Source organism: Aphanothece stagnina RSMan2012 (assembly GCF_046764815.1).
GTDB lineage: Bacteria > Cyanobacteriota > Cyanobacteriia > PCC-6307 > Cyanobiaceae > NIES-981.
The window spans coordinates 220,350-244,899 of record NZ_JBKOUC010000001.1 but is presented as its reverse complement, the minus strand read 5'-3'; the positions used below and the strand labels follow the sequence as shown (position 1 = coordinate 244,899).

Sequence of the window (24,550 nt, the reverse complement as noted above, 5' to 3'; positions counted from 1 at the left end):
TCTTCAAGGCGAGATGACGTCGTAGAGCAGGGCGCCCGGAACGACAAAATCCCTGATCACACCCAGCACATCGCGGAAATTGGTGACCCCGGAGTCATAACAGGCAACGGCATCATTGGCCATCAGGTAGGGGTTGTTGTCGTTGTCCGTGGAGCGCCTCAGGAGATCCTCGACGGGCCGTTCGAGCACCTTGGTCTCACCGGTCTCCGCATTCGTTCGTACCAGCACAGCCTTCCGCCTCGCGTTGGTCCACAGGGCCCCCCCGGCGCAGTTGCCCGACACGACAGCCTGGGAGAACCGGGATCCATAGGGGAAGGATGTGGCATCCCTGCCGATGCCGGCAACCGCGTTTCCGGCTGCCGGCACGGTGAGATTGGAGATGAAGATCTTCACGCCAACCGGTGTGATCTGGGAGGGGCGCACCAGCAGTGGATTGATGCTCCCACTGTCGGGTACGACCACCTGATCGCCGGCGATCAGGGGGATGTCCTTGAAGGGTTGTCCAGTCAGGATGCCGGAGAGATCCACCGTCTGCCGTCTGCCCGCTCGAATCAGGGCGATCTCCGTCACATCCGCTGTCGGGGTGACGCCCCCCGCCTGACGGATGGCCGATGAGAGCAGGCGGTTGAACGGTGCCTGACCGGACTGCTGGACCGGTGTCTGGGTCTGCTCGGCATCGCTCCATTCATTGATCAGCACCCTCCCCGGCTGAAAGGTGGAACCGCTGACAAAGACCTCGACCGGTGCCCACTGCACGACATTGACACTGACCTTGAGAAACGAGGGCTGAAAATATCCCTGGCCGACAAGGGCCTGGTGAATGCGCTGCTCCACCTGGTGGGGCTCCAGGCCGGTGACCTGAAGGCCCCTCACATAGGGCAGTTCTAGTTCTCCGGAAAGATTGACTTCAAAGATCCCACTGAACTCCTCGCCTTCAGGAATAGTGACCTTGACACGATCACCACTGGAGAGGGGCAGCGCGAACGCCGTGAAGGGAAGGCCCAGTGGCGCCAACAGCGCCAGGACTCCTGCACACACCCTTGCGAGGCTGCTCACGACCGTTCACCGTTCACGCGGCATGCCCCAGCCAGTTCAACCCCAGGGCGCGCATCACCGGCCGTCCACCTGGCGGGCACTTTAGCGCTGCTGAACCGGGGAGCTCGGCCTGGCTGGGGGCTCGCCGGATCGCCCCCTGCTGGACCCGGTGGGTGCCCACGGAGCAGTGCCGCACAATGGAGCAGCGAAGCGGCGGCATGACCGTGCACATCGGGCTGATCAATGCCTACAGCACCCTGAATCTTGGCGATGCCGCCATTTACAGCGCTCTTCGCAAGCTCCTGCCTGCAGCCCAGATCACCGCCTCTGTTCGAGACGAGCGGCCTGAGCCGATTGCAGGGATCCAGTTTCAGAACCGGCGGCCCAGTGGCTGTGATGGCTACGTGAGCGTCGGAGGGGACATCTTCAACAACGCCAGGGAATGGTTCATCACCAAGAACTTTCTGCTCAACCTTGCTGAGCTCACCCGGCATTCGCGGCAGACCGTGTTGTTCGGGCAGTCGATTCCGCGCTCCTGCCATGGTCTCAGCTTCCTGGCCCTGCGCCAGTGCTTCCTGAACCTTGCCGCGGTCTGTGTACGCGATGCCCAGAGCCACCGCAGGCTCCGCCAGGCCGGCGTTGACGTGAGGCTGTCCTTCGACACGGCCTTCGTGCTGGAAGGCAGTGATGCCGCCCGCCAGGCAGCCCAGAGCCTCTGTGAGGCCCAGGGGCTCGACCTGGCGCGCTCAGCCGTGTTGTCGGTGCGGGCCTTCGACAGCATGTACCTGCATGACACGGCTTCCTTCGTGGAGCGGATGGCAGGGCTCTGCCGGCATGTCGTGTCCGCCGGTCTGACGCCGGTGGTGCTGATTCAGTCGCGGGCCTACGGTGCCGACCACGACCTGGATGTGGCCCGTGCGCTGGTCAGCCGGGTGCCCGGTACGGCCATTGTGGATCCCTTCCTCGACGCTTCGCCGATCCCCAGCTGGCAGCTGGCCATGGCGGTGTTCGAACGGGCGCGGCACATCATTGCCGTGCGGTACCACACGGCGGTGCTGGCCTTGGCGGCCGGGCGGGTGCCCTTCCATCTCCACTACTCCAACAAGGGCCGGGACCTCTGCGAGCGGCTGGAGCTGCCCGGCTGTGACCTCGGCGGATTCGACCCCGTCGCCACCGGCGAGGCGATCCTGGCCAGCCGACCCGTGCCCTTCGATGACCAGGCGATCCGCTCCCAGGTGCGCCGCGACTTCAGCTGGTGCATGGACAGACTCGGCCTGGAGGGGATGAACTGACATGCGCGTGCTCCATGTGCTTCCCTCCGGCGGCATGGGCTGGGCCGGCGGAATCCGCCCCACCCTGCGCAGCCTCGCCGATTCCAGCCTGGGCCAGCAGCACAGCTTCGAGGTCACCGGCCAGGACGAACTGAAGTCGACGCTGGCCTCCTGGGCTCCGGAGCTGCTGGTGTGGCACGTTGCCGCCTCCTGGAAGGCCCTGCCTCGCCTGCTGCCCAGGCGCCGTTGCCGTCAGATCCTGTTCGAGCACCACTACTGCCAGGGATTCGAGGAGCACACCGTTCCCTCGAGGCGGCGCTTCCGCGCCATGCTCCGCCTGGCCTACGGCTGCATGGAGCGGGTTGTGGCGGTCTCGAGCGCCCAGGCGGCCTGGATGGGCGCTGCCGGGCTCGTGCCCCCTCCGCGCCTGCGGTTGATCTGCTCCTCCCGGCCCCTGGATGGCTTCCTCTCCCTGCCACCCCCTGGAGCGGTTCCGCCTGGAGCGCCCCTGCGCCTGCTGGCCTACGGGCGTCTCACCCGCCAGAAGGGTTTTGACCTGCTGATCCGGGCGATGGCGCTGCTGCCGCAGGCCCCGCTGCAGCTCCGCCTGGTGGGGGATGGGGAGCAGCGCCGGGAACTCGAGCGCCTGGCCGGCCCTGACGGCCGGATCGAGCTGCTGGGTGCCCGCAACGACATCCCCGAGCTGCTCTCGGCCGCCGATGCCGTGATCATCCCGTCGCGCTGGGAGCCGTGGGGCAACGTGTGCCTCGAGGCCCGGGCCGCCGCCCGACCGGTGATCGTGAGCCCCGTGGATGGGCTCCCCGAGCAGGTCGACGGCTGCGGCCTGCAGGCTGCCGCCGCCAGCGCCGAGGGCCTGGCGGGCGCGCTGCAGCAGCTCCTGGCCAGCACGCCGGAGGAGCGGGCGGCCTGGTCGCGCGGTGCCCGTGACTCGGCGCGGGGTTCCTGGCAGGCCTACCTCGACGGATGGCAGGGCCTGCTGGCGGAGCCCCGATGAGCTGGATCGAGGGCCTTCGGCGTCGCCTTCCCCAGGACCGCTTCGTTCGCAACATCGGCTGGATGGGGCTGGGTGAAATCGGGATCCGTGTCTCCCGGCTGGTGGCCACCGTGCTGCTGGCCCGGCTGCTCACGCCGGAGGACTACGGCCTGGCGGCGATCGTGCTGATGACGACCGAGTTCGTGCGGGTGTTCACCCGCAATGGCATCGGTGACAAGCTCGTGCAGGCCGATGCGGAGGAAATCGCCGAGCTCTGCCAGACCGCCTGGTGCCTCAACTGGTTGATCGGCATCGGCCTGTTTCTGGTTCAGTTGGGCGGCTCTTTTCTGGTGGCCCGTTTCTACGGCAACGGCAGGCTGGTGCTTCCGGTGATCCTGGTGGGCTTCACCTATCTGATCTACCCGCTGGCCATGGTGCAGACGGCGCTGGTGCGCCGCGACAATCGCCTCAAGATCTTCAGCCTCACCAATCTGGCCCAGGTTGTGGCCGACAACATCCTCACCGGGGTGCTGGCGGTGCTGGGCTTCGGCATGTGGGCCATCGTGCTGCCGAAACTGCTGGTGGCGCCGGTGTGGGTGGCGATGATGTTCCGCTACGAATCCTGGCGCCCCCAGCTGGTGTTCACGCTGCACCGCTGGCGCCGGATCCTGGGGTTCGGAAGCCGCATCCTCGGTGTGGAGCTGCTCAACACGTTCCGGGAGAATGTCGACTATCTCCTGATCGGTCGCTTCATCGGCATGCAGGCGCTCGGCGTGTATTACTTCGCCTTCAATGCGGGGTTGGGATTGAGTCTGAGTGTGATCAATGCCCTCGGTCTTTCGCTCTATTCAGACCTCTGCGCCATCCGCTCCGAACCGCGGGCCCTGCGCGAGCGGTTCTCCCAGAACCTGTGGACGATCGCGAAGGTGATCGTGCCGCTCGTGGCCCTGCAGTCCAGCCTGGCGCCGCTCTACGTGCCGCTGGTGTTCGGCCAGAAATGGGTGGTGGCCGGTGCCGTGCCGATTCTGGTGTTGATCTGTCTCTCGGCCCTGTCCCGCCCCTTCGCCAACGCCGCCTCGATGCTGTTTCGCGCCGTGGGGATGCCCCAGGTGGATCTGCTCTGGAACCTCGCGTTCACGGTGGTGCTCACCGGCGCTGTGCTGATCGGCACCCGCTGGGGCGGGCTCGGGGTGGCCGCCGCCGTGGCCCTGGTGCATCTGGGCCTGCAGCCGCTCTACCTGCTGCTGGGTCGTCGTCTGCTGCTGCGGCCGGGGGGAGCGGTCGGTGCCTGACGCCAGCCCCGCCCCTTCCCCCCGGGTGGCCGTGGTGATGCCGATCCACAACGCCGCCCCCTGTCTCCGCGAGACGCTGCGCACCGTTCAGAACCAGACCCTGCCCGACTGGGAGCTGATCGCCATCGATGACGGCTCCAGCGACGACAGTGCCGCCATCGTGGCCGCCGTCACCGCGCAGGACCCCCGCATCCGCCTGCTGCGCCAGCCCAACGCGGGGGTCTCCCGCAGCCGCAACCGCGGTGTGGCCGCCAGCCGGGCACCGCTGATCGCCTTCCTGGACGCCGACGACCTCTGGCACCCGCAGAAGCTGGAGCGGCACCTGGCCCAGTTCACGCGCGATCCGGGCCTGGGCCTCGGCTTTGCCCGGGTGGAATTTCTGACCCCCGAGGGGCGCCCCACGGGGGGGATCGCCTCCCTGCCGCCCCTGCCGCTGACCGCCGCCGGACTGCTGGCCGAGAACCCCACCACCACCACCTCCAACTGGGTGGTGCGTCGGGAGGTGTTCGAGGCGATCGGTGGCTTCGTGGCCGAGATGAGCTATTCGGAGGACCTCGAGTGGCTGGTGCGCCTGGCCAGTGCCGGGCGCTGGAGGATCGAGCCGCTGGACCAGGTGCTCACCTACTACCGCACCAGCACGGCGGGGCTTTCGGCCAGCCTGGAGCGGATGGAGCGGGGCTGGCTGCGCCTGATCGAGCAGGTGCGGGGCTACGCGCCGGATCTGGTGGCGCGGCATTTCGCCGAAGCCCAGGCCGTGCATCTGCGCTACCTGGCCCGACGCTCGCTGCGTCTCTCCGTACCGCCGGCCCAGGGCCGGGATTTCATCGTGCGGGCCCTGAGGTCGGATCCGTGGCGGCTGCTGCGGGAGCCGCGCCGCACCCTGCCCACGGTCGTGGCGGTCTTCGCCCGGCCCCTGCTGGCGCCATGGTGGCCCCGGCCGCGGGGCACCCCCGCCCCACTCTCCCCCGCCCGCACCGTGCCCTCGCCTGTGCTTCCGATCGAACTTCCCGAGCATCCCCTGGTCTCGGTGGTCATGCCCCTGTACAACGCAGCGGCCACCGTGGCGGCCAGTCTGGAATCGGTGCTCGCCCAGACCTACAGCCACCTGGAGATCCTGGTGGTCGACGACGGCTCCACCGATGACGGGGTGGCGATCTGCCGCCGCTACGACGATCCGAGGATCCGGGTGATCCAGCAGCGCAACCGCGGCCTGGCGGGTGCCCGCAACACGGGCATCCGCCAGGCCCGGGGCGCCGTGCTGGGCTTTCTGGACAGTGACGACCTCTGGCTGCCGACCAAGATCGAACGCCACGTGCAGCATCTGCGCGCCCAGCCCGGGGTGGGGGTGAGCTACTCCCGCTCCGCCTTCATCGATGCCGAGGGCAAGCCGCTCGGGATCTACCAGACCCCGGCGCTCCACGGGATCACCCCGGAAGTGATCCTCTGCCGCAATCCGATCAGCAACGGATCCTGCGTGGTGATGCGGCGGGAGGTCCTCGAGGCGATCCGCTTCGAGGCCAACCTCTACGGCAGCGTCGAGAGTTACTGGTTCGATGACAGCTTTCGCCAGTCCGAGGACATCGAGTGCTGGCTGCGGATTGCCCTGACCAGCGGCTGGGGGATCGAGGGCATTCCGGAAGCGCTCACGCAGTACCGGGTGAGCAGCGGTGGCCTCTCAGCCAACATCGACAAGCAGTTCGCCAGCTGGCAGCGGGTGATCGACAAGACAGCCGGCTACGCCCCTGAGCTGATCCGCGCCCACGGGGCCCGCGCCAGGGCCTACCAGCTGCGCTACCTGTCGCGACGGGCGATCCGTGAACGGCAGCCCGCTCTCGGCACCCGGCTGGTGTTGCGGGCCCTGCGGGGCTACCCGCGGCTGTTGCTGGAGGAGCCCTTGCGTACGCTGATCACCCTGGCGGCGGGATTTCTGGGCGTGCTGCTTCCACGGCCGCTGTACCGAGGGCTGGAATCGGTGATGATGCCGATCACGGGCCTCAGCCAGCGCCTGGCGATGCGCACGCCTGCCCGGGCCGAGCGGAGCTGAACGGATGCGACTCCTGCTGGTCTGTTCGTCCGGGGGGCATTTCAAGGGCCTGCTCCAGCTGCGGCGCTTCTGGAGCCAGCACCAGCGGAGCTGGGTGACCTTCGACACCGCCACCACCAGGGCTGCGCTGGAAGGGGAGTCGGTGCGCTGGGCCCACAGCCCCACCAACCGCCATCTGCCCAACCTGCTGCGCAACGGCCTGCTCTCCTGGCGTGAGCTGCGCCGCCAGCGCCCGGATGTGATCCTCAGCACCGGAGCTGGCGTCGCCGTGCCCTTTCTCATCGTGGGCAAGCTGCTGGGCTGCCGCACGGTGTTCGTGGAGTCGATCACCCGCATCGAGAGCCTGAGCCTCTCCGCCCGGCTCGTGCTGCCCTTCCTGGATCGGCTCTTCGTTCACTGGCCCCAGGTGCAGGCCCGCTATCCCCGGGCCGAGCTGATCCGGGCCGAGCAGATCCATGCCGAGCTGATCCCTGCAGAAGGAGGACCCCTGCCATGATCCTGGTGACGGTCGGAACCGAGAAGTTCCCCTTCAACCGCCTGATGGGATGGGTGGAGCTGCTGATCCAGCAGGACCTCCTGGGGGATGAGGAGGTGGTGGTGCAGTACGGCACCTGCACGGTGCTGCCCGGGGGCGCGAAGGTCTACCGCCTGCTGAAGGAGCACGATTTCCAGGATCTGGTGCGGCGGGCCCGCCTGGTGATCGCCCACTGCGGTGAGGGCACGGTGCTGCTGCTCGACGGCATGGAGACCCCGTTCCTGCTGGTGCCCCGCAGCCAGCGCTACCAGGAACACGTGGACGACCACCAGGTGGAACTGGCCCAGGCCCTGGCCTCGATGGGTGTGCCGATCGGCTGGGGGCCCGGCGATCTGGTGCGCTTCCTGGCGCGGCCCAGCCGGGTGTCGATCGGCGATCTCTCGGTGGCCGCCGCCGAGGCGGTCTGCACCCGCCTGGAGCAGCTCTTTCCCGTCCGCCCATGACCAGCCTTCCGGCCAACGGCTCCGCAGCCCCGACCGGCCCTCATGGGGTCGGGGTCACCTTCCACCGGGGTCTGCTGCTGCTCGGCTTTCCGCGGCGCTTCACCGTGACCGAGGCCGTGGCCTTCCGCCAGGCCCTGGAGGAGCTGCTGGCACGGTTTCCCGACACCCGGCGGCTGGTGCTGGACTTCAGCCGCACCGAGCTGATCGACAGCAGCGGTCTCGGTTCCCTGATCCCCAACCTGAAGCTGGCCCGCCACCACGGCCTTCCCGTGGAGGCCTGGAGTGCCGGGGCGCAGGTGAAGCTGGCCTTCTCGCTGATGGGCCTCGAGCAGGCTCTGCCGCTGCAGGAGGGCACCGAGGGCCTGAACCCGTCCCAGGCGGTGCATGCCAAGGAGCGGCCGGCGATCACCCATCCCTCGGTGCGCTCAAGGCCCAAGCGGGTGCTCGACATCGTGGGGTCCCTGGTGGGTCTGGCGATCACCCTGGTGCTGTTTCCCTTTCTGGCCCTGGCGATCCGGCTCGACAGCCCCGGGCCGATCCTCTTCGGCCAGGTGCGGATGGGATGGATGGGGCGGCGGTTCCGCCTGTGGAAGCTGCGCTCGATGGTGGTCAACGCCGAGGCGCTGCGCTCCACGGTGCGCAACGAGGCCTCGGGGGCCTTCTTCAAGAATGCCAAGGATCCCCGCATCACCCGGGTCGGCCGCTTTCTGCGGCGCACCAGCCTCGATGAGCTGCCCCAGTTCTGGAATGTGCTGATCGGCGACATGAGCCTGGTGGGCACCCGACCGCCCACCCCCGATGAGGTGGACCGCTACGCCGTGCCGAACTGGCAGCGTCTCGATGTGCGCCCGGGGCTCACCGGTGAGTGGCAGGTGAATGGCCGCTCCACCGTGCTGGATTTCGAGGACGTGATCCGCCTCGACCTTCGCTACCAGGAGAACTGGAGCTTCTGGTACGACATCCGGCTGATTTTCAAGACACTGGCGGTGATCTTCAGCAAGCGCTCAGGGGCCAGCTGACGATGGCCGCTGCCGACGCCACCCCCACCAGCCGATCCGCCCGGTTCCCCAGCCGGCTGGAGGAGACCTCGGCGCTGCTCGCCTGGTTTTCCCAGGTCCAGCCCCCTTCCCTCGATCCCCTGATTTGGGTCCAGGCCCAGACCGCCCTGGTCGAGGGCTTCACCAACGCCGTGCGCCATGCCCATGCCCCCCTGGCCAGCCCGCCCGCCATCGAGGTCGACGTGGCGTATGACGCCACAGGGCTGCGGATCCGGATTCGTGACCACGGCCCGTTCTTCGACATCCCGGCGGTCTGGCGGGCCCTGGAGGACACGGCCGATGGCGCAGGTGGAAGCGAACCAGCTGACCCCACGGCCCTGCCGGAGCGCGAGTCCCACTGGGGGCTGATCATGCTGCTGCGGCTGCACCGCCAGCACGGCTGGTCGATCCACTACGACCCGCTGCCGGAGGGGGGCAACGTGCTGGTGCTGCAGAAGCCACTCTGCTGAGGCGGAGCGCACGGGTCGAAGAAGTCGACACCGAACTGCTCGGGCCGGCCGCAGGCCTCCGGGTGGAGCCAGGTCCAGCGGGTCCAGAGCTGCAGGTAGAGCCCGGTGCCGGCGGGCCCGGGGGCGAAGCCGGTGCCGAGGAAGTCGCCCCAGCTCACGGCTGGCCGGCCGGCGTAGGGCGGCAGCGCGCGGGTCCATGACGTGGTGCGCTCACTGTGATGCAGGATCGGCCGGCCGTCGTAGGTGAACACCGGCTCCAGGTGCTCCACGGCCCGGCGCTCGACGGCGAACCACACCTTCTTGCTGGTCTGCAGGTACCAGAAACACCAGGCCCGGCCGGCCACGGGCCGGTCGTGGTGGGTGGTGTAGAGCGCACCGCGGGCACTGGCCCGGGGTGTGCCGTGGCGCTGGAGGGGCGAGCCGACCATGGGCAGAGGCGGGCTGATGCGGGCTGATCCGGAACCCTGGTGCTGCCCCAGTGTGTCGTGTGGTCTCTGCCCTGGCGCGCTCAGCGGCCGCTTCCGGCCCGCCGCTCCACAATGAGGCAGCCGCTACTGCCCTGGCGATGCCCGAGGCCACGATCGAATCGGTCCTGCAGGAAGGCCGGGTCTTCCACCCGCCGGCCGAGCTGGCCGCCTCGGCCCGGATCGGCAGCATGGAGGCCTACCGCGCCCTGGCCGCCGAGGCGGAGAGCGACCCCGAGGCCTTCTGGGGCCGCCTGGCGCGGGAGCATCTCCACTGGTTCGAACCGTTCGACACGGTGCTCGACTGGAGCCAGCCGCCTTTCGCCACCTGGTTCGGCGGCGGCCGCACCAACCTGAGCGTCAACTGCCTCGACCGCCATCTCGACGGCCCGCGGGCCGACAAGACGGCCCTGATCTGGGAGGGGGAGCCGGGCGACACGCGCCGCTTCACCTACCGCGAGCTGCACGCCGCGGTGTGCCGGGCCGCCAATGCCCTCAGGGCGCTGGGCATCGGCAAGGGGGATCTGGTGGCGCTCTACATGCCGATGGTGCCGGAGGCCGCCATCGCCATGCTGGCCTGCGCCCGCATCGGCGCCCCCCACTCGGTGGTGTTCGGCGGCTTCTCGGCCGAGGCACTGCGCGACCGGTTGATCGATGGCCAGGCGAAGCTGGTGATCACCGCCGACGGCGGCTTCCGCAAGGACAAGGCCGTGGCCCTCAAGCCGGCGGTGGATGCGGCCCTGGCCGATGGCGCCGCCCCCAGCGTGGAGCACGTGCTGGTGGTGCGGCGCACGGAGCAGGACTGCGCCATGGCGGAGGGCCGCGATCTGTGGTGGCATGAGCTCGTCGATGGCCAGAGCGCCGACTGCCCGGCCGAGCCGATGGAGAGCGAAGACCGCCTCTTCGTGCTCTACACCTCCGGTTCCACCGGCAAGCCCAAGGGGGTGGTGCACACCACCGCCGGCTACAACCTCTGGGCCCACCTCACCTTCCAGTGGATCTTCGACATCCGGGAGGACGACGTGCACTGGTGCACGGCCGATGTGGGCTGGATCACCGGGCACAGCTACATCGTGTACGGGCCGCTCTCGAACGGTGCCACCACGGTGATGTACGAGGGGGCGCCGCGGCCCTCCAAACCGGGCGCCTTCTGGGAGGTGATCCAGAAGCACCGGGTGAGCATCTTCTACACGGCGCCCACGGCGATCCGGGCCTTCATGAAGAGCGGGCGGGAGGTGCCCGACCAGTACGACATGGGCACCCTGCGGATCCTCGGCACCGTGGGCGAACCGATCAACCCCGAGGCCTGGATGTGGTATCGGGATGTGATCGGCGGCGACCGCTGCCCGGTGGTGGACACCTGGTGGCAGACCGAGACCGGCGGCGTGATGATCAGCCCCCTGCCCGGGGCCACCCCCACCAAGCCGGGCTCCTGCACCCTGCCGCTGCCCGGCATCGCCGCGGACATCGTGGATCTGGAGGGCCGCTCCCAGCCCGCTGATGCGGGCGGCTATCTGGCGGTGCGGCGCCCCTGGCCGGGAATGATGCGCACGGTGCACGGCGATCCCGAGCGTTTCCGCAAGAGCTACTGGGAGCACATCCGTCCGGCCGACGGCAGCTGGCTCTACTTCGCCGGCGACGGCGCCCGCCGGGATGCCGACGGCTACTTCTGGGTGATGGGCCGCGTGGATGACGTGATCAACGTGTCGGGGCACCGGCTTGGCACGATGGAGATCGAATCCGCCCTGGTGAGCCATCCGGCGGTGGCGGAGGCCGCCGTGGTGGGCCGGCCCGATGAGCTCAAGGGCGAGGGGATCGTGGCCTTCGTCACCCTGGAGGCGGGCCGCAGTGGCGACGACGCGCTGATGGCGGAGCTGCGCGGCCATGTGGGCCAGGAGATCGGTCCGATCGCCCGGCCGGATGTGATCCGCTTCAGTGATGCCCTGCCCAAGACGCGCAGCGGCAAGATCATGCGCCGGATTCTGAGGGCCCTGGCGGCTGGGGAGGAGGTGAGCGGCGACACCTCCACCCTGGAGGATCGCTCCGTGCTCGATCAGCTGCGCGTGTGACGCCCATGGGCCTCAAGGCGCGGCGGCTGGAGGAGACGCTCGTGAACACCTTCTTCCGGGGCCTGCTGATCGTGGTGCCGGCTTACCTCAGCTTTCTGCTGCTGGTCAAGGCGATGAAGGCCGTCGGCGGGCTGGTGAAGCCGCTGGCACTGGTGGTGCCGGATTCCCTGCCGGTGGAAAAGGTGCTCTCGCTGCTGTTGCTGGCAGCGATCTGCTTGCTGGTGGGGTTCGTGGTGGCCACGCCGGCCGGGCATGCGATCCACCAGCGGTTGGAACGCCGTCTCTATGACCGGATTCCGGGCTACTCGCTGTTCCGCAGCCTGTTTCAGCAGCTGCTGGGCACCAGCGAAGAGAACGTGTGGAAACCGGCCTTCTTCGAGAGCGATGAGGGCCTGCTGCCGGCGTTCGTCATCGAGGAGTTCGCCGATGGACGCTTCACGGTGTTCGTGCCGTCCATCCCGACCCCCTTTGCCGGAGCGGTGCTCGTGGTGGATGCCAGCCGGGTGCACCTCCTCGATGTGCCGTTCACCGAGGCGATGCAGAGCGTGGCGCGCTGGGGCTCCGGCAGCGCGGCCATGGTGAAGGCCTTCGAGCAACGCCATGGCCCGCTGCGGCCCAAGCCGCTGGAGTGATCGGCCTGATCAGGCCAGGGACAGATCGGCGCAGGCGGGAGAGCTACCCCAGTCCGGCCCAGGCGGTGATCTGATCCGCCAGCCGTTCCATCGCCCGCTGCCGCGACGGATCGTCGGCCCACTCCCCCAGCAGCTGGCGCCGCAGCCCGCCGCTGGCCGGCGTGAGGTGATCCCCCGGCAGCTCCACCAGCGTCGAGGCATCCCCCGGCCGCCCCTGCAGCACCCCGATCAGCCGGCGGCTCTGGTCGATGCCATCGCGGCTGAAGCGCACGAGCAGGTTGCGCGGCTGGCGGTAGTTGGCGGCGATCTGCACCAGCGTCTCCTCCGGCGAGGGGCTGAATTCACTGCGGAAGCGGAACTGCTGCCCCAGTTCCGCCAGCAGCGGGATCGAGCGCTCCGCCGAGAAGTTGTTGAAGCTCAGGGCCACCAGCCCATCGCAGCGCCGGCCCCCATCGGGGGCCAGCAGGTGGAGCTTGCAGCCCAGGCTGTGGCCCAGCCGCAGCAGGGGAGGCCTGCCCTGGCCCGGGGCGGCGGCCATCGGCGGGTCGCCCTCGCGCAGCTGGCGGAACAGCCGCCAGGCGCTGTTCGCCTGGGCCTGGTGGTCGAAACCCGGCACGTAGCTCCAGGCATGCACCCGCCACTGCCGTGCCGCGAGGGCCTCGAGCAAGCGCCGGTAGCTCAGCTGGGGGGTGGCGGCCAGGTAGCTGCCGCCGATGAACTCGATCAGGCCGCGGGGCGGGCCCGCCGGCTCCAGCCCCCAGAGCTCCCCCTGCTGCCGCCACCGCATCATCGCCGCGTGCCCCGTCTGCCGCCGATCGGTCCGGCCTCAGCTCCCCTGGAGGCGCTGCAGCGCCGCGATGGCCTCGCGCCGGTGGGCCGGACCGTCGAGCAGGTTGTTGAACACGTGGCGGATCACCCCCTCCCCGTCGATCACGTAGGTCACCCGGCCGGGGAGCAGGCCCAGCACCCCCGGCACCCCGAAGGCCTTGCGCAGGCCATTGCCCCGGTCCACCAGCAGCGGATAGGGCAGGTTGTGGCGCTGGGCAAAGCGCTGGTGGCTGGCGGCGTCGTCGCCGCTCACCCCCCAGACCTCCGCCCCGAGCCCTTGCAGGTCGGCGTAGCTGTCGCGGAAGGCGCAGGCCTCCATCGTGCAGCCGGGGGTGTCGTCCTTGGGATAGAAGAACAGCACCAGCGCCTTGCCGCCCAGGCTGTCGCTGCGCCGTTCGGTGCCGTTCTGGTCGGTGAGGGCGATCAGGGGTGCGCGGTCGCCGGCGGCCAGGCCCATCACTGTGCAGCAAAGTGGCCACGACCCTAGGCAGCGGCGCCGGCGATGGACGCCTCCGCCCGGGGCTGGGACCATGGGTGCAGCTGCAAGGGCCCAGTCCGTGACCGGCGCGACTCCGGAGCAACCTGACCTCTGGCAGCAGACCGATCTGCTGGCCCCTGCGCCGCCGCCACCGGCCAGGCTCTCATCGGCCCCCCGCCCCTCCGCGATCCCGGCGGCGCCCCGGGCGGGCGAGCCGGGCCCGCCCCGCACCCTGCTGATCCTCGACACCGAGACCACCGGCCTCGACCCTGCCAGTGACCACTGCATCGAAGTGGGCGCCATCCTGTTCCACGTGCCCGCCCGGGCCGTGCTCAGCCAGGTGTCGTTCCTGCTGCCCGCCCCAGCCAATCCGGCCGAACCGATCAACGGCATCCCCGCCGGGGTGACCCAGCTCCCCCAGCCGTGGCGGCAGGGTCTGGCCTGCTTCGTCGCCATGCTGGAGCATGCCGACGCCGTGCTGGCCCACAACGCCGGCTTCGATCGCCAGTGGTTCGGGCACGGCGAGCTGCCGGCCATCGAACGCCCCTGGATCTGCTCGATGGAGGACATCCGCTGGCCGGCGGAGCGCCAGCTGCGCCCCTGCCCCTCGGTGCGGGATCTCGCCCTGGCCTATGGCGTGCCCGTCTGGGCCGCCCACCGGGCCCTCACCGACTGCATCTACCTGGCCCAGGTGCTGGAGCGCTGCGACGACCTCGAGGCCCTGCTCACGGCCGCCCTCGAACCCCGGGCCCTGTTCCGCGCCCAGCTCTCCTATGCCGAGCGGCACCAGGCCAAGGCGGCGGGCTTCCGCTGGAACGATCCGGTGCGCGGGGCCTGGACCCGCCGGCTGAGCGAGCGGGAAGCCCGTGCCCTGCCCTTCCCGGTGCAGCGGGTGGAGTCCGAAACCCAGGCCGCCTGAGCCCTCGGGCAGGCTTACCTGCCAACCGATTTCCTTCCATTGGTTGAAGGCCAGCGGTGGCTTCGGCTCCCCCCCGCCGCAGGTCGCACCACCCTGAAGGGAACCGAGGCCGTGACGCCATGGCCAGCGACGCTCCCATCCCGCGCCAGCAGCTGATGCGCTGGCAGGTGTGCCGCAGCTGGGCGCGGCTGATCCGCGAGGCGGAGGCCCTCTGGCATGTCGATGTGCCCAGCCTGCGGCGCCTTGCCGCCGGCGAACTGGGTCTGCTCCTCCAGGAGGTGCCCCCGCTGCTGCGGGGGCGGGTGAACCGCTGGCTCGCCGGCTTCGGAGTGCGCACCCGGCTCAGCCCCTGTCAGCTGGAGCGGCAGGCCATCAAAAAGCCGGCTGGGGAAGCCGGCGGAGAGAGCTACGAGTGAGGCTCTCACCCCCCACGGGAGGAGGAGCAGGAGCCGGTTGGATCGGAGCGGCGGGATTTGAACCCACGACCCCCACTACCCCAAAGTGGTGCGCTACCAAGCTGCGCTACGCCCCGGCAGAAGGAAGTTATCACAACGCTTTCCGCCGTCTGAGCCGCCGCAGCAGCCGGGCGGCGAGCCGCTCCCGCGACTCGGCGGCATAGCCGCACAGCCGCAGCCGGCGGGCCAGCTGCCGCAGCTCGGCGAGCGACAGGCTCGCCAGCCGCAGTTCGGGGAAACGGCTCCAGGCCGCCGTGGCCGGCGGCAGCGGTTCCCCCTCGCGCTGGTCCTTCAGGCCCAGCAGCAGGCTGCCGGCCATCCACTCGGGCACCAGCACGAACAGCACCGCCAGCAGGCCGTAGAGCTCCACCAGCCCCCGCGGCAAGGGGTGGAGCTGGCGTTGGGGCTGCCCGGGCTCCCGGCTCGGCGGTTCGCTCGGGGCACTCACAGCAGACGGTCGGCCGCTCCGGATGGCCAGCCGGGCCGCTCCGCCGAGGGCGCGTCGCGCCATTGCAGCGGCGGCTCGAGCCGCGGGTTGAGGCGCACCGTCCAGAGCACCAGGGCGAAGCACAGGCCGATGGTGGTCAGCAGCACCACGACGACGACGCGATCCGGCAGCGGGTTCATGGACTCGGGCGAGGGGGGAGGGCGAGCGGCATCACACCTGTTCCGTGCGGGTGCAGTCGATGCGGCTGGGCAGCTGCTCGAGCGTGAGGATGTCGCCCCGCAGGATCAGGGTGGTACGCCGGTTGGTGTAGCGGATCCCGGCCAGCTCGGAGCGCTCGCGGAAGTAGGTGGAACGCGAGCCGCCGCTGATCAGCGAGGCCTGGGCGTCGTTGCGCTCGACCCGCACCCTGCCCTGGTTGGGGCACAGGAAGGTCTCGGAGCTGTCGTAGTGCTCCCACCAGGGGGATCCCTGGGCCAGCAGCGCCAGGGACAGCAGGAGGGACGGCATCGGTGGCGGGCTCAGCTGAGACGGATGGGGGTGTTCTCGCCACGCAGCACGCAGTGGCTGACCGACCAGTCGTAGCAGTCCCAGACGCGTGGGTCGAGCCGGAACTCCGCACCGGGGAAGGCGCCGAGCCGCTGGCCGCTGGGCTGGGCGGAGCAGTAGGGGCGGCTGCCGGGCTTGGCCAGATACTGCTGGTGGTAGACCTCCGCCGGCCAGAACGGCTGGTGGCTGCTGATCTCGGTGGTGATCGGGCCGAAGCCGGCCTGGCCCAGCAGGGCCTGGTAGGCGTCGCGGCTGGCCTCGGCCAGGGCCAGGGCCTCCGGGGCGTCCACGTAGATCACCGAGCGGTACTGGGAGCCCCGGTCGTTGCCCTGCCGGTCGCCCTGGGTGGGGTCGTGGCACTCCCAGAACAGCTTGAGCAGATCACTGAAGCCGATCGTCGCCTCGTCCCACACCACCCGCACCACTTCGCTGTGGCCGGTGCGGCCGGAGCAGACCTGCTGGTAGGTGGGCTGGGCCTGAGCGCCGCCGGCGTAGCCCACGGCGGTGGTCACCACGCCCGGCAGCCGCCAGAAGCCCTTCTCGGCCCCCCAGAAGCAGCCGCAGCCGAACAGGGCTTCGCCCTGCCCTGCGCCGGGCTCGGCCAGGATCGGTGTGCCCAGAACGGCATGGAGGGGCCCGGCCGTGCTGGACCCGTCCGCGGAACCCAGGGGCGTCTCCTGGCGCTGACCCTGCTGAAACAGACCGAACACCGCCGAGGCGCGACTGGTCGGAGCCTAGTCAGGCCGGCGGGGTGGCCGCCCGGGGCTCCAGGGCGATGTGGTTCAGCAGGGTGGTGGTGAAGGCGAACAGCAGAAAGGGCAGCGACACCACCAGGATCAGCCCGACGCCCACCAGGGCGAAGATCGGCTTGCTGGCCCCCATCAGCGCCAGACCGGCCGCCAGGCTCACGAAAATCACCACCATCCAGATCAGGATCTGGCCGTAGATGTCACCGAAGGTGAGCGTGCAGCGCAGGTCGTAGACCTGGTTGTCCGAAGGGCTGACGGACGCCATGGCAGGGACCGGACGGAACGGAAGGGGGATCGACACGTCCCACTCAAGCCAGCACCGGCGCTGATCTTCGCTTCCCTCAACATCTGTTGAGAGAAGCGCCCCCGCCCCGGGGGCCCCGCCGGCTCAGCCGGCGGCCCGCAGCTGTTCCGAGGCCTGCTCCCGCGCCCACAGACGCCGGTAGGTGCCGCGCGTCGCCAGCAGCTCCTCGTGGTGGCCCTCCTGCACCAGGCGACCGTCCTCGAGCACCAGCACCCGGTCGCAGGCGGCCGCCGCCGACAGCTGGTGGCTGATCATCAGGATCGTGCGCCCCTGCTCGCCGCGGATCGTCCGCAGGATCTCGGCGGCGGTGGTGTTGTCCACGCTGGCCAGGGCGTCGTCCAGCACCAGCAGCGGGGCATCGACGAGCAGGGCCCGGGCCAGGGCGGTGCGCTGGCGCTGCCCGCCGCTGAGGGTGATGCCCCGCTCGCCGACCAGGGTGCGGTAGCCATCCGGAAAGCCCTTGATGTCCCCCTCCAGGCGGGCCTGCCTGGCGGCCTGTTCCACGGCCGCCAGGTCGGCGTCCGGATCGCCGTAGCGGAGGTTGTCCGCCAGGCTTGCCGTGAATAGGTAGCCCTCCTGGGGCACCAGGGCCACCTGGCGGCGCAGGTCCCCCAGGCTCAGCCGGGTGACGTCGTTGCCGTCGATCCAGAGCTCCCCGGGCTCCACCTCCACCATCCGTCCCAGGGCGCGGGCCAGGGTGGTCTTGCCGCAGCCCACCGGACCGACCACGGCCACCAGTTCCCCCGGCTGGAGCCGGAAGCTCACATCCACCAGGGCCGGGCGCTGGGCGCCCGGGTAGCGCACCGTCAGCCCCCGGGCCTCGAGCGCCCCATGGCCCCGGCGCCGCAGGGGCAGGGGGTCGGTGGGCGACTCGACCAGGGGGCGCCGCTCCAGCAGCTCCTGCACCCGCTCCAGGCTCACCTGGCCCGTCTGGAAGGTGTTGAGCGTGAAGCCCAGCAGGGCGGTGGGGAACACCAGCCGCTCCACGAACAGGATCAGGGCGACCAGATCGCCGATGCTCAGCCGGCCGCTCGCGAGCTGGCCGCTGCCCAGCGCCAGCAGCAGCAGCAGGCTGATCGAGGAGATGCCCTCCAGCAGCGGGAACAGGGTGCTGCGGGTGCGGGCCAGGCCGAGGGCCGCGTCGCGGTAGCGCCGGTTGCGGCCGGCGAAGGCCTGCTGTTCGGTGGCCTCCTGGCCGTAGATCTTGATGGCGCTGATGCCGGAGAGGTCCTCCTGGATCAGGTCGCTCAGCCCCGCCAGGGCCTCCTGCTGGCGACGCTGCTGGCGCATCATCCGGCCGCCGAACATCCGCACGGTCACCAGCATCAGCGGGTAGAGGCCCACGGCCGCCAGGCTCAGCCAGGGGTCGATCGAGAGCATCGCCGGCAGGGTGAGCGCGTAGGCCAGCGCCGTGTTGGTGAGGCTCAGCACCGCGAACCCGAGCAGGCGCCGCACGTTCTCCACATCGCTCGTGGCGCGGCTGATCACCTCGCCGCTGCCCGTGCTCTGAACCCAGCCCGGCTCCTGCAGCAGCAGGTGGTCGAAGATCTGCTGCTTGAGGTCCGCCTCCACCTGGCGGCCGACCCCGAACACGAGCAGCCGCGAGAGCAGCCGCACTCCGCCCATCACCGTGGCCAGCGCCATGATCAGCGCCGCCTGGGCCAGCACGTCGCGGAGCGCGAAGCCATCCTGCAGGTCGTCGATCACCCGCCGCACCAGCAGCGGAATGCTCACGCTCAGCAGGTTCACCACCACCAGTGCGCCCATGCCGAACAGCACCGTGCGCCGGTGGGGGCGCAGGTAGCGCCGGATCAGATCGAGCCGGAGGGCACCCACACAGCGATCACCAACAGGGCCCCAACCTAGGGATCGCGGCTCCCCATGCCGCGCCGGGGGCTTCCGCCACGGGGCCCCTTCCGCCACGCTGGGAGCCCCGCCGTCCCGTGTTCCGCCCCCATGGCCCAGCCCGGCTCCGAGAGCGCCCCGGACCAGATCCATCCCCTCCATGCCCTGGACCGGGAGGTGGTCGACCGGCTCCTGGCGGTGCAGGAACCCAGCGACGGCGATCTGGTGGATGCGGCCCGGCTGCTGATGCGTTACGAAGGATTTCCCGGTGCCCGCGACATCCAGGACGATCTGGCGAAGGCGCTGCGCTTCTGGAAGCTCACCCGCCCGGCCCTGCATGAGCGGACGCGGGCGATCTGGGCGGCCGGCTTCCGCCCGTCCCCCACCGCCGCCGAGGCGGTGGGATCGGGTTTCGACACGGCGGATCAGGAGAGCTGAGCCCGCTGCCCAGCCCAGCCCATGGGTCTCAGCTCGCTCGCTTTGCGCCGGGTGGTGGCAGCCCGCCGCCGCCGCGTCATGGCGCCCGGATCGGTGCGGGTTGCACTTCGACATTTTCTCCCGCTTCGGGTGATAGTGGGAGAGTCCCCATCACCCGGCCCGGCGTGCTTCGCACCCGGGCTTTTTATTGGCCGTCAGTCTCTGGCCGCCAATCTGGCCCCGAGTCGTTCCGCCCGCCATGGCCCCAGCCCCCTCCTGGCCCCCGCTGCTGGAGTCGCTCCTGCAGGGTGTCTCCCTCACCGCTGAGCAGGCCAGCGCGCTGATGCGCGGCTGGCTGGCCGAGGAGCTGCCCCCGGAGCTCACCGGTGCCCTGCTGGCCGCCCTGCGGGCCAAGGGGGTGAACGCCGAGGAGCTGGCCGCCATGGCCGCGGTGCTGCGCGACGCCTGCCCCCTGCAGGCTGCGCGGCCGGATCTGGCGCTGGTCGACACCTGCGGCACCGGCGGGGACGGGGCCGACACCTTCAACATCTCCACCGCCGTGGCCTTCGTGGCCGCCGCCTGTGGCGTGGCCGTGGCGAAGCACGGCAACCGCAGCGCCAGCGGCAAGGTCGGCTCCGCCGATGTGCTCGAGGCACTCGGCCTCCACCTCCAGGCCCCCCAGGAGCAGGTCGTGGCCGCCCTGCCGCGCACCGGGGTGACCTTCCTGTTCGCCCCGGGCTGGCATCCGGCCCTGGTCGGCCTGGCGCCCCTGCGCCGCAGCCTCGGCGTGCGCACGGTGTTCAACCTGCTCGGGCCGCTGGTCAATCCCCTGCGGCCCGAGGCCCAGGTGCTCGGTGTCGCCCGCCACGACCTGCTCGATCCGATCGCCGGCGCCCTGCAGCGGCTGGGCCTGCGGCGGGCGGTGGTGGTGCACGGGGCCGGTGGGCTTGACGAGGCCTCCCTGGCCGGCGTGAACGAGCTGCGGCTGGTGGAGGGGAACACGCTGCGCGCCGAGCAGCTCGACCCCGCCAGCCTCGGCATGGCCACGGCCCCCAACGAGGCCCTGGCCGGCGGCGACCTCGCCACCAACCAGGCCATCCTGGAAGCGGTGCTGCAGGGCCGCGGAACCCAGCCCCAGCAGGACGTGGTCGCCCTCAACACGGCCCTGGTGCTCTGGGCGGCGGGCCGGGTGGACAGCCCGGCCGAGGGCTGTGCACCCGCCCGGCAGGCCATGGCCGAGGGGGCGGCCTGGCAGAAGCTGGTCGATCTGCGCGAAGCTCTTGCGCCTGACGGCGGAGCCTGAGGCGCCTGCCCGCACCACCCGCCAGCCCTGCCAGCACCACCCGCCATGATGGCCTTACTCGAGCCCATCCAGCCATGGGAGATGCCGTGACGGCTCCCAGTTCCGCTGCCCTGCTGGTGCTTGCCGATGGCACCCTGCTGCGAGGCGAGGCCTTCGGCGCGGTTGGCACGGCGATCGGGGAGGTCGTGTTCAACACCGGCATGACCGGCTACCAGGAGGTGATGACCGACCCGAGCTATTCGGGCCAGCTCGTCACCTTCACCTATCCGGAGCTGGGCAACACCGGCATCAATGCGTCCGACCAGGAGGCCGACCACCCCCACGTGCGCGGCGTGATCGCCCGCCAGACCTCGCCCGTCGCCAGCAACTGGCGCTCCGAGGGCGACCTCGACGGCTGGCTGCGCTCCCACGGGGTGGTGGGCATCCGCGGCGTCGACACCCGCGCCCTGGTGCGTCACCTGCGCGAGGGCGGGGCGATCAACGGGGCGATCAGCAGCGACGGCACCAGCCCGGAGGCCCTGCTCGACCAGGTGCGCGCCGCACCGGCGATGCAGGGCCTCGATCTGGCCTCGGTGGTCACCACCTCCGAGCCCTACCAGTGGGACGCGACCTGCAGCGCCGACTTCGACGTCCGCCCCCAGAGCCTTCCCGATCGCCCCTACCGGGTCGTGGCCGTGGATTACGGGATCAAGCGGGCGATCCTCGAGCGGCTGGTGGCCCATGGCTGCTCCGTCACCGTGCTGCCGGCCAGCGCCAGCCTGGAGCAGGTGCTGAGCCATCAGCCCGAGGGGGTGTTCCTCTCCAACGGGCCCGGTGATCCGGCGGCGGTGACCAGCGGCATCGCCCTGGCCCGGGACCTCCTGGTTCAGCCCGATCTGCCGGTCTTCGGCATCTGCCTGGGCCACCAGATCCTGGCGCTGGCCCTCGGCGGCAGGCGCTTCAAGCTGGGTTACGGCCACCGCGGTCTCAACCACCCCTGCGGCAGCCCCGGCCAGGTGGAGATCACCAGCCAGAACCACGGCTTCGCCATCGAGGCCGACTCGCTGCCGGCCGACCGGGTGGCGATCACCCACCACAACCTCAACGACGGCACCGTCGCCGCCCTCGCCCTGCGGGATCAGCCGGTGTTCGGGGTGCAATACCACCCGGAGGCCAGTCCAGGCCCCCACGACGCCGACCATCACTTCGCCCGTTTCGTCGCCCTGATGGCGGAACGGCGGGCGCGGGACGCGCGCTGAGACGGGCCTTTCGCCCTGCTCTGCGGCGAGCCTCGAGCCCCTCCTGCCACATCCGCAACGGACCCCTACACTCCCCGCAGATACGCCTCGGGGGCAGAGCCATCAACGACCTGCAGCGTCTCACGGTGTCACTGCGCGGGGGCTTTGAGCAGCAGGCCCGGTGCCAGCTGTTTCGCTTCACCGGCCAGCTGGATGCCTACTCCGACAAGCAGTTCGGTACCTTCATCGCCAGCCACCGCAGCCCTGGCCAGCCCCTGGTGGTCGATCTCACCCACATCGACTTCATCGACTCCTCCGGTCTCGGTGCCCTGGTGCAGCTGGCCAAGCAGTGCAACGCCGATGCGCAGAAGTTTCTGCTCGTCGGCAACGCCCGGGTGGTGCAGACCGTGAAACTGGTGCGGCTGGAGGAGTTCCTGCATCTCCAGCCCGACCTCGACACCGCCCTTGGCAGCCTCGCCGCCTGAGTCCCCCGCAGGCGCGGCGAGCTGGCTGGCCGGCCTGCATCCCCAGCCCCCCCGAGGGGCGCTCAGCCCGGTGCAGCTCGCCTGGCTCGGCGATGCGGTGTGGGAGCTGCACCAGCGCCTGGAGCGCTGCCGCACCCCCGGCCGGGCCCAGGATCTCCACCGTGAGGTGGTGGCCACCGTGCGGGCCGACGCCCAGGCCCGGCTGCTGTCGCGGCTCGAGCCCTGGCTGTCCGAGGCGGAGCGGGATCTGGTCCGCCGCGGACGCAACCGGGCCGGCCAGGGCCCCCGTGGCGGTGATCCGGGTGCCTACGGCCAGGCGACGGGCTTCGAGGCGCTGCTGGGCTGGCTCTTTCTCCACGATCCCCCCCGGCTGGTCGAACTGCTAGATCACTTGAACGACAACGATCCCTAGGCTGGTCACACCATGAGCCCTCGATTCGAGCGCCGTCCGGACAGACGGATGGGTAACGGGGGCCGCGGGGCCGCGCGACCCGGCCGCGATCTCGGTCGGGATTTCGGCCGCGATGGGGGCCGCCCCTCGCCGCGGGATGGCCGCCCCGACTTCTCCCGCGAAGGCGGCCGGGACCCCGGTCGCTTCCGGAGCCGAAGGCCCGAGACTGAGCCGGGGGCCTGGGACGCCGCCAGGCCTGGAGCCGGCCGCGGTTCCGCTGCCCGCAGCCAGGGCGAGCGCAGCGGCTTCGTGCGGCGCTCGCCGGAACGCCCCGCCCCCTCCGGTCGCGGCGGCGCTCCCCGGGAGGGCGCAGGCCGCTCCCTGGACCCCCGAGATCGTCCCCGCTTCGCCGGGCGTCGCGACCAGGGTTCCCGTCCCGCCGCCCGCCGTTTCGACGGCCCCCGCCGCCCCGGGGCAACCCGTCCGCCGCTGCGCCCTGTGGTCATCGATGCCGAGCGTCCGGCGCCGGCCCCGGTTTCGGAGGCCGAGCGCCACAGCGACGAGCAACCCACCGACCTGGTCTGGGGCCGCCATTCCGCCCAGGCCGTGCTGGAGAGCGGCCGGCCGATCCATCGCATCTGGTGCACCACGGAGATGCGCTTCAGCCCCCGCTTCCTGCAGCTCCTGCGTGAAGCCAAGGCCTCGGGGGTGCTGGTGGAGGAGGTCACCTGGGCACGGCTGGGCCAGCTCACCGGCGGTGGCGTGCACCAGGGGATCGTGCTGCAGACGGCGGCGGCCGAGACCCTCGACCTCCAGGGGCTGATCGACGGCTGCCGCGCTGTGGGCGAACCGCCCCTGCTGATGGCCCTCGACGGCATCACCGATCCCCACAACCTCGGGGCCATCGCCCGCAGCGCCGAGGCCCTCGGCGCCCATGGGCTGGTGCTGCCGCAGCGCCGCAGCGCCGGCCTCACCGGATCGGTGGCGAAGGTCGCCGCCGGAGCCCTCGAGCATCTGCCCGTCGCCCGGGTGGTGAACCTGAACCGCGCCCTCGACTCCCTCAAGCAGGAGGGCTACCGGGTGGTGGGTCTGGCCTCGGAGGGCAGCGTCAGCCTCGAGGAGGCCGACCTGGAGGGTCCCCTGGTGATCGTGACCGGCTCGGAAGGCGACGGGCTCGCCATGCTCACCCGCAAACACTGCGACCAGCTGGTGCGCATCCCGCTGCGGGGCGCCACACCCAGCCTCAACGCCTCGGTGGCCACCGCGCTGCTGCTCTATGAAGTGGCGCGGCGGGGGTGGATGAAGGGCCTCCGCGGCGGTCAGCCCGCGCCGCGGATCCAGCGGCCCCAGCTGCCAGCGGCGAGCGCGGCGCTCACGGATCTCGTGCAGGAGCAGGTGAACCTGGCCTCCGAGGCGGCTGTGGAGACCGGCACGGCGATCGCGTCCACGATCGCGGCGACCCTCGACGGCGTGATCGAGACCCTCACCGGGGCCGCCGCCTCCCCCCAGACCGCTCCGGAGACCCCGGACGTGGGCTCAGCCGAGGCCTTGGCTGAGGCAGCTCCTGCGGACGAAGTGGACGAAGTGGACGAAGTGGACGAGGAACCGACCGGGTCAACCGAGTGGACCGAGTCGCCGGAGTCCCCGCATTCGCCGGATTCGGCTGTGACCGAGTCTTCGGAACTCGAACCCCAGCCCCCTTCCGCCCAGCCGGAGGCCTCTCGGGAGCCGGAGCCGGAGGCCCGGAGCGAGGGCGGGAGCCAGATCCCGTCAGCGGCGAGCCCCGAGGCCCCGCCGACCCTGCACCCTGGGCTGCCGGCCCTCACGATCCCGGCAGAGCCTGAGTTCCACGGGGATGTTCAGCTCTGAACGCAGGGCG

At 70.6% G+C, this 24,550-nt stretch carries 28 protein-coding genes and 1 tRNA gene; 18 read left to right on the top strand and 11 right to left on the bottom strand.

Annotation, left to right across the window (positions count from 1 at the left end; translation table 11 throughout):
• Nucleotides 1-3 precede the first annotated feature (3 nt).
• A complete protein-coding gene (locus ACLNEE_RS01295; RefSeq protein WP_412006691.1) occupies nucleotides 4-1,056 on the bottom strand; it encodes a polysaccharide biosynthesis/export family protein in 1,053 nt (350 codons plus the stop codon).
• A gap of 152 nt (nucleotides 1,057-1,208) precedes the next feature.
• Here ACLNEE_RS01295 and ACLNEE_RS01290 point away from each other — a divergent pair, with 152 nt between their 5' ends.
• The 8 genes from ACLNEE_RS01290 to ACLNEE_RS01255 are packed head-to-tail and all read left to right on the top strand — an operon-like array spanning nucleotide 1,209 to nucleotide 9,121.
• Entirely contained in the window at nucleotides 1,209-2,327 is a 1,119-nt protein-coding gene (locus tag ACLNEE_RS01290; RefSeq protein WP_412006690.1) for a polysaccharide pyruvyl transferase family protein, read from the top strand.
• A gap of 1 nt (nucleotide 2,328) precedes the next feature.
• On the top strand, nucleotides 2,329-3,321 hold the full coding sequence (locus tag ACLNEE_RS01285) for a glycosyltransferase family 4 protein (protein WP_411424303.1): 993 nt from the start codon (nucleotides 2,329-2,331) through the stop codon (nucleotides 3,319-3,321).
• Nucleotides 3,318-4,592 carry a lipopolysaccharide biosynthesis protein gene (locus tag ACLNEE_RS01280; protein ID WP_411424304.1) on the top strand — a complete coding sequence of 425 codons (1,275 nt, stop codon included), beginning with the start codon at nucleotides 3,318-3,320 and terminating at the stop codon, nucleotides 4,590-4,592. Before ACLNEE_RS01285 ends, ACLNEE_RS01280 begins: the two co-directional genes overlap by 4 nt.
• Entirely contained in the window at nucleotides 4,585-6,636 is a 2,052-nt protein-coding gene (locus ACLNEE_RS01275; protein WP_411424305.1) for a glycosyltransferase family 2 protein, read from the top strand. Before ACLNEE_RS01280 ends, ACLNEE_RS01275 begins: the two co-directional genes overlap by 8 nt.
• 4 nt (nucleotides 6,637-6,640) lie before the next feature.
• Nucleotides 6,641-7,132, top strand: coding sequence for a UDP-N-acetylglucosamine--LPS N-acetylglucosamine transferase (locus ACLNEE_RS01270; protein ID WP_411424306.1), 492 nt, complete (start codon nucleotides 6,641-6,643; stop codon nucleotides 7,130-7,132).
• Nucleotides 7,129-7,614 carry a glycosyltransferase gene (locus ACLNEE_RS01265; protein WP_411424307.1) on the top strand — a complete coding sequence of 162 codons (486 nt, stop codon included), beginning with the start codon at nucleotides 7,129-7,131 and terminating at the stop codon, nucleotides 7,612-7,614. The genes ACLNEE_RS01270 and ACLNEE_RS01265 overlap by 4 nt, the downstream gene beginning before the upstream one ends.
• Nucleotides 7,611-8,633, top strand: a complete 1,023-nt coding sequence (locus tag ACLNEE_RS01260) for a sugar transferase (protein ID WP_411424308.1) — start codon at nucleotides 7,611-7,613, stop codon at nucleotides 8,631-8,633. Before ACLNEE_RS01265 ends, ACLNEE_RS01260 begins: the two co-directional genes overlap by 4 nt.
• 2 nt (nucleotides 8,634-8,635) lie before the next feature.
• Nucleotides 8,636-9,121 carry an ATP-binding protein gene (locus ACLNEE_RS01255; protein WP_411424309.1) on the top strand — a complete coding sequence of 162 codons (486 nt, stop codon included), beginning with the start codon at nucleotides 8,636-8,638 and terminating at the stop codon, nucleotides 9,119-9,121.
• Here the strand turns inward: ACLNEE_RS01255 and ACLNEE_RS01250 are convergent.
• Nucleotides 9,064-9,549, bottom strand: a complete 486-nt coding sequence (locus ACLNEE_RS01250) for a hypothetical protein (protein WP_411424310.1) — start codon at nucleotides 9,547-9,549, stop codon at nucleotides 9,064-9,066. The two genes, ACLNEE_RS01255 and ACLNEE_RS01250, sit on opposite strands and share 58 nt — an antisense overlap.
• A gap of 137 nt (nucleotides 9,550-9,686) precedes the next feature.
• Between ACLNEE_RS01250 and acs the strand changes: the two genes are divergently transcribed.
• Together acs and ACLNEE_RS01240 are read left to right on the top strand one after the other, a co-directional pair.
• A complete protein-coding gene (gene acs / locus ACLNEE_RS01245; RefSeq protein WP_411424311.1) occupies nucleotides 9,687-11,654 on the top strand; it encodes an acetate--CoA ligase in 1,968 nt (655 codons plus the stop codon).
• A 5-nt stretch (nucleotides 11,655-11,659) separates the two neighbouring features.
• Entirely contained in the window at nucleotides 11,660-12,286 is a 627-nt protein-coding gene (locus ACLNEE_RS01240; protein WP_411424312.1) for a DUF502 domain-containing protein, read from the top strand.
• Between the two features lie 43 nt (nucleotides 12,287-12,329).
• On the opposite strand, the gene ACLNEE_RS01235 is transcribed toward ACLNEE_RS01240, so the two are convergent.
• A complete protein-coding gene (locus ACLNEE_RS01235; RefSeq protein ID WP_411424313.1) occupies nucleotides 12,330-13,076 on the bottom strand; it encodes a DUF1350 family protein in 747 nt (248 codons plus the stop codon).
• A 36-nt stretch (nucleotides 13,077-13,112) separates the two neighbouring features.
• The gene (locus ACLNEE_RS01230) at nucleotides 13,113-13,574 is read right to left on the bottom strand and encodes a peroxiredoxin (RefSeq protein WP_411424315.1); all 462 of its coding nucleotides are present in this window, start codon (nucleotides 13,572-13,574) and stop codon (nucleotides 13,113-13,115) included.
• A 97-nt stretch (nucleotides 13,575-13,671) separates the two neighbouring features.
• On the opposite strand from ACLNEE_RS01230, the gene ACLNEE_RS01225 reads away from it, so the two are divergent.
• Complete coding sequence (locus ACLNEE_RS01225; RefSeq protein WP_412006689.1) at nucleotides 13,672-14,511, top strand: 3'-5' exonuclease; 840 nt, start codon at nucleotides 13,672-13,674, stop codon at nucleotides 14,509-14,511.
• Between the two features lie 119 nt (nucleotides 14,512-14,630).
• Nucleotides 14,631-14,927, top strand: a complete 297-nt coding sequence (locus ACLNEE_RS01220) for a hypothetical protein (protein ID WP_411422901.1) — start codon at nucleotides 14,631-14,633, stop codon at nucleotides 14,925-14,927.
• A 42-nt stretch (nucleotides 14,928-14,969) separates the two neighbouring features.
• Here ACLNEE_RS01220 and ACLNEE_RS01215 read toward each other — a convergent pair.
• The 7 genes from ACLNEE_RS01215 to ACLNEE_RS01185 form a co-directional block, all read right to left on the bottom strand.
• Nucleotides 14,970-15,043 (bottom strand) — tRNA-Pro (locus ACLNEE_RS01215).
• A gap of 14 nt (nucleotides 15,044-15,057) precedes the next feature.
• Entirely contained in the window at nucleotides 15,058-15,351 is a 294-nt protein-coding gene (locus ACLNEE_RS01210; RefSeq protein WP_412006688.1) for a hypothetical protein, read from the bottom strand.
• A 59-nt stretch (nucleotides 15,352-15,410) separates the two neighbouring features.
• Nucleotides 15,411-15,593, bottom strand: a complete 183-nt coding sequence (locus ACLNEE_RS01205) for a hypothetical protein (protein ID WP_411422903.1) — start codon at nucleotides 15,591-15,593, stop codon at nucleotides 15,411-15,413.
• A gap of 31 nt (nucleotides 15,594-15,624) precedes the next feature.
• Nucleotides 15,625-15,921 (bottom strand): hypothetical protein, encoded by a 297-nt coding sequence (locus ACLNEE_RS01200; protein WP_411422904.1) that lies wholly within the window; start codon nucleotides 15,919-15,921, stop codon nucleotides 15,625-15,627.
• A gap of 11 nt (nucleotides 15,922-15,932) precedes the next feature.
• On the bottom strand, nucleotides 15,933-16,670 hold the full coding sequence (gene msrA, locus ACLNEE_RS01195; RefSeq protein WP_411422905.1) for a peptide-methionine (S)-S-oxide reductase MsrA: 738 nt from the start codon (nucleotides 16,668-16,670) through the stop codon (nucleotides 15,933-15,935).
• A gap of 28 nt (nucleotides 16,671-16,698) precedes the next feature.
• Complete coding sequence (locus tag ACLNEE_RS01190; RefSeq protein ID WP_459382399.1) at nucleotides 16,699-17,010, bottom strand: hypothetical protein; 312 nt, start codon at nucleotides 17,008-17,010, stop codon at nucleotides 16,699-16,701.
• An 87-nt stretch (nucleotides 17,011-17,097) separates the two neighbouring features.
• Entirely contained in the window at nucleotides 17,098-18,849 is a 1,752-nt protein-coding gene (locus ACLNEE_RS01185) for an ABC transporter ATP-binding protein (protein WP_411422907.1), read from the bottom strand.
• A gap of 120 nt (nucleotides 18,850-18,969) precedes the next feature.
• Here ACLNEE_RS01185 and ACLNEE_RS01180 point away from each other — a divergent pair, with 120 nt between their 5' ends.
• The 6 genes from ACLNEE_RS01180 to rlmB all read left to right on the top strand — a co-directional run bounded on the left by ACLNEE_RS01180 (nucleotide 18,970) and on the right by rlmB (nucleotide 24,540).
• Entirely contained in the window at nucleotides 18,970-19,296 is a 327-nt protein-coding gene (locus ACLNEE_RS01180) for a DUF3288 family protein (protein ID WP_411422908.1), read from the top strand.
• A gap of 238 nt (nucleotides 19,297-19,534) precedes the next feature.
• On the top strand, nucleotides 19,535-20,578 hold the full coding sequence (gene trpD / locus ACLNEE_RS01175; RefSeq protein WP_411422909.1) for an anthranilate phosphoribosyltransferase: 1,044 nt from the start codon (nucleotides 19,535-19,537) through the stop codon (nucleotides 20,576-20,578).
• 74 nt (nucleotides 20,579-20,652) lie between these two features.
• Nucleotides 20,653-21,816 carry a glutamine-hydrolyzing carbamoyl-phosphate synthase small subunit gene (gene carA / locus ACLNEE_RS01170; RefSeq protein ID WP_411422910.1) on the top strand — a complete coding sequence of 388 codons (1,164 nt, stop codon included), beginning with the start codon at nucleotides 20,653-20,655 and terminating at the stop codon, nucleotides 21,814-21,816.
• Between the two features lie 125 nt (nucleotides 21,817-21,941).
• Entirely contained in the window at nucleotides 21,942-22,280 is a 339-nt protein-coding gene (locus ACLNEE_RS01165; RefSeq protein WP_411422911.1) for an STAS domain-containing protein, read from the top strand.
• A complete protein-coding gene (locus ACLNEE_RS01160; RefSeq protein WP_411422912.1) occupies nucleotides 22,261-22,692 on the top strand; it encodes a Mini-ribonuclease 3 in 432 nt (143 codons plus the stop codon). Before ACLNEE_RS01165 ends, ACLNEE_RS01160 begins: the two co-directional genes overlap by 20 nt.
• 12 nt (nucleotides 22,693-22,704) lie before the next feature.
• A complete protein-coding gene (rlmB, locus tag ACLNEE_RS01155) occupies nucleotides 22,705-24,540 on the top strand; it encodes a 23S rRNA (guanosine(2251)-2'-O)-methyltransferase RlmB (protein WP_411422913.1) in 1,836 nt (611 codons plus the stop codon).
• Nucleotides 24,541-24,550 lie beyond the last annotated feature (10 nt).

Bases quoted from the DNA above. Each gene is read 5' to 3' on its own strand.
- ACLNEE_RS01180 (WP_411422908.1), top strand. From the start codon at position 18,970: ATGGCCCAGCCCGGCTCCGAGAGCGCCCCGGACCAGATCCATCCCCTC.
- ACLNEE_RS01235 (WP_411424313.1), bottom strand. From the start codon at position 13,076: ATGATGCGGTGGCGGCAGCAGGGGGAGCTCTGGGGGCTGGAGCCGGCG.
- ACLNEE_RS01265 (WP_411424307.1), top strand. From the start codon at position 7,129: ATGATCCTGGTGACGGTCGGAACCGAGAAGTTCCCCTTCAACCGCCTG.
- ACLNEE_RS01260 (WP_411424308.1), top strand. From the start codon at position 7,611: ATGACCAGCCTTCCGGCCAACGGCTCCGCAGCCCCGACCGGCCCTCAT.
- ACLNEE_RS01220 (WP_411422901.1), top strand. From the start codon at position 14,631: ATGGCCAGCGACGCTCCCATCCCGCGCCAGCAGCTGATGCGCTGGCAG.
- ACLNEE_RS01255 (WP_411424309.1), top strand. From the start codon at position 8,636: ATGGCCGCTGCCGACGCCACCCCCACCAGCCGATCCGCCCGGTTCCCC.
- ACLNEE_RS01240 (WP_411424312.1), top strand. From the start codon at position 11,660: ATGGGCCTCAAGGCGCGGCGGCTGGAGGAGACGCTCGTGAACACCTTC.
- trpD (WP_411422909.1), top strand. From the start codon at position 19,535: ATGGCCCCAGCCCCCTCCTGGCCCCCGCTGCTGGAGTCGCTCCTGCAG.
- ACLNEE_RS01285 (WP_411424303.1), top strand. From the start codon at position 2,329: ATGCGCGTGCTCCATGTGCTTCCCTCCGGCGGCATGGGCTGGGCCGGC.
- ACLNEE_RS01270 (WP_411424306.1), top strand. From the start codon at position 6,641: ATGCGACTCCTGCTGGTCTGTTCGTCCGGGGGGCATTTCAAGGGCCTG.
- ACLNEE_RS01250 (WP_411424310.1), bottom strand. From the start codon at position 9,549: ATGGTCGGCTCGCCCCTCCAGCGCCACGGCACACCCCGGGCCAGTGCC.
- acs (WP_411424311.1), top strand. From the start codon at position 9,687: ATGCCCGAGGCCACGATCGAATCGGTCCTGCAGGAAGGCCGGGTCTTC.
- carA (WP_411422910.1), top strand. From the start codon at position 20,653: ATGGGAGATGCCGTGACGGCTCCCAGTTCCGCTGCCCTGCTGGTGCTT.
- ACLNEE_RS01200 (WP_411422904.1), bottom strand. From the start codon at position 15,921: ATGCCGTCCCTCCTGCTGTCCCTGGCGCTGCTGGCCCAGGGATCCCCC.
- ACLNEE_RS01205 (WP_411422903.1), bottom strand. From the start codon at position 15,593: ATGAACCCGCTGCCGGATCGCGTCGTCGTCGTGGTGCTGCTGACCACC.
- ACLNEE_RS01280 (WP_411424304.1), top strand. From the start codon at position 3,318: ATGAGCTGGATCGAGGGCCTTCGGCGTCGCCTTCCCCAGGACCGCTTC.
- rlmB (WP_411422913.1), top strand. From the start codon at position 22,705: ATGAGCCCTCGATTCGAGCGCCGTCCGGACAGACGGATGGGTAACGGG.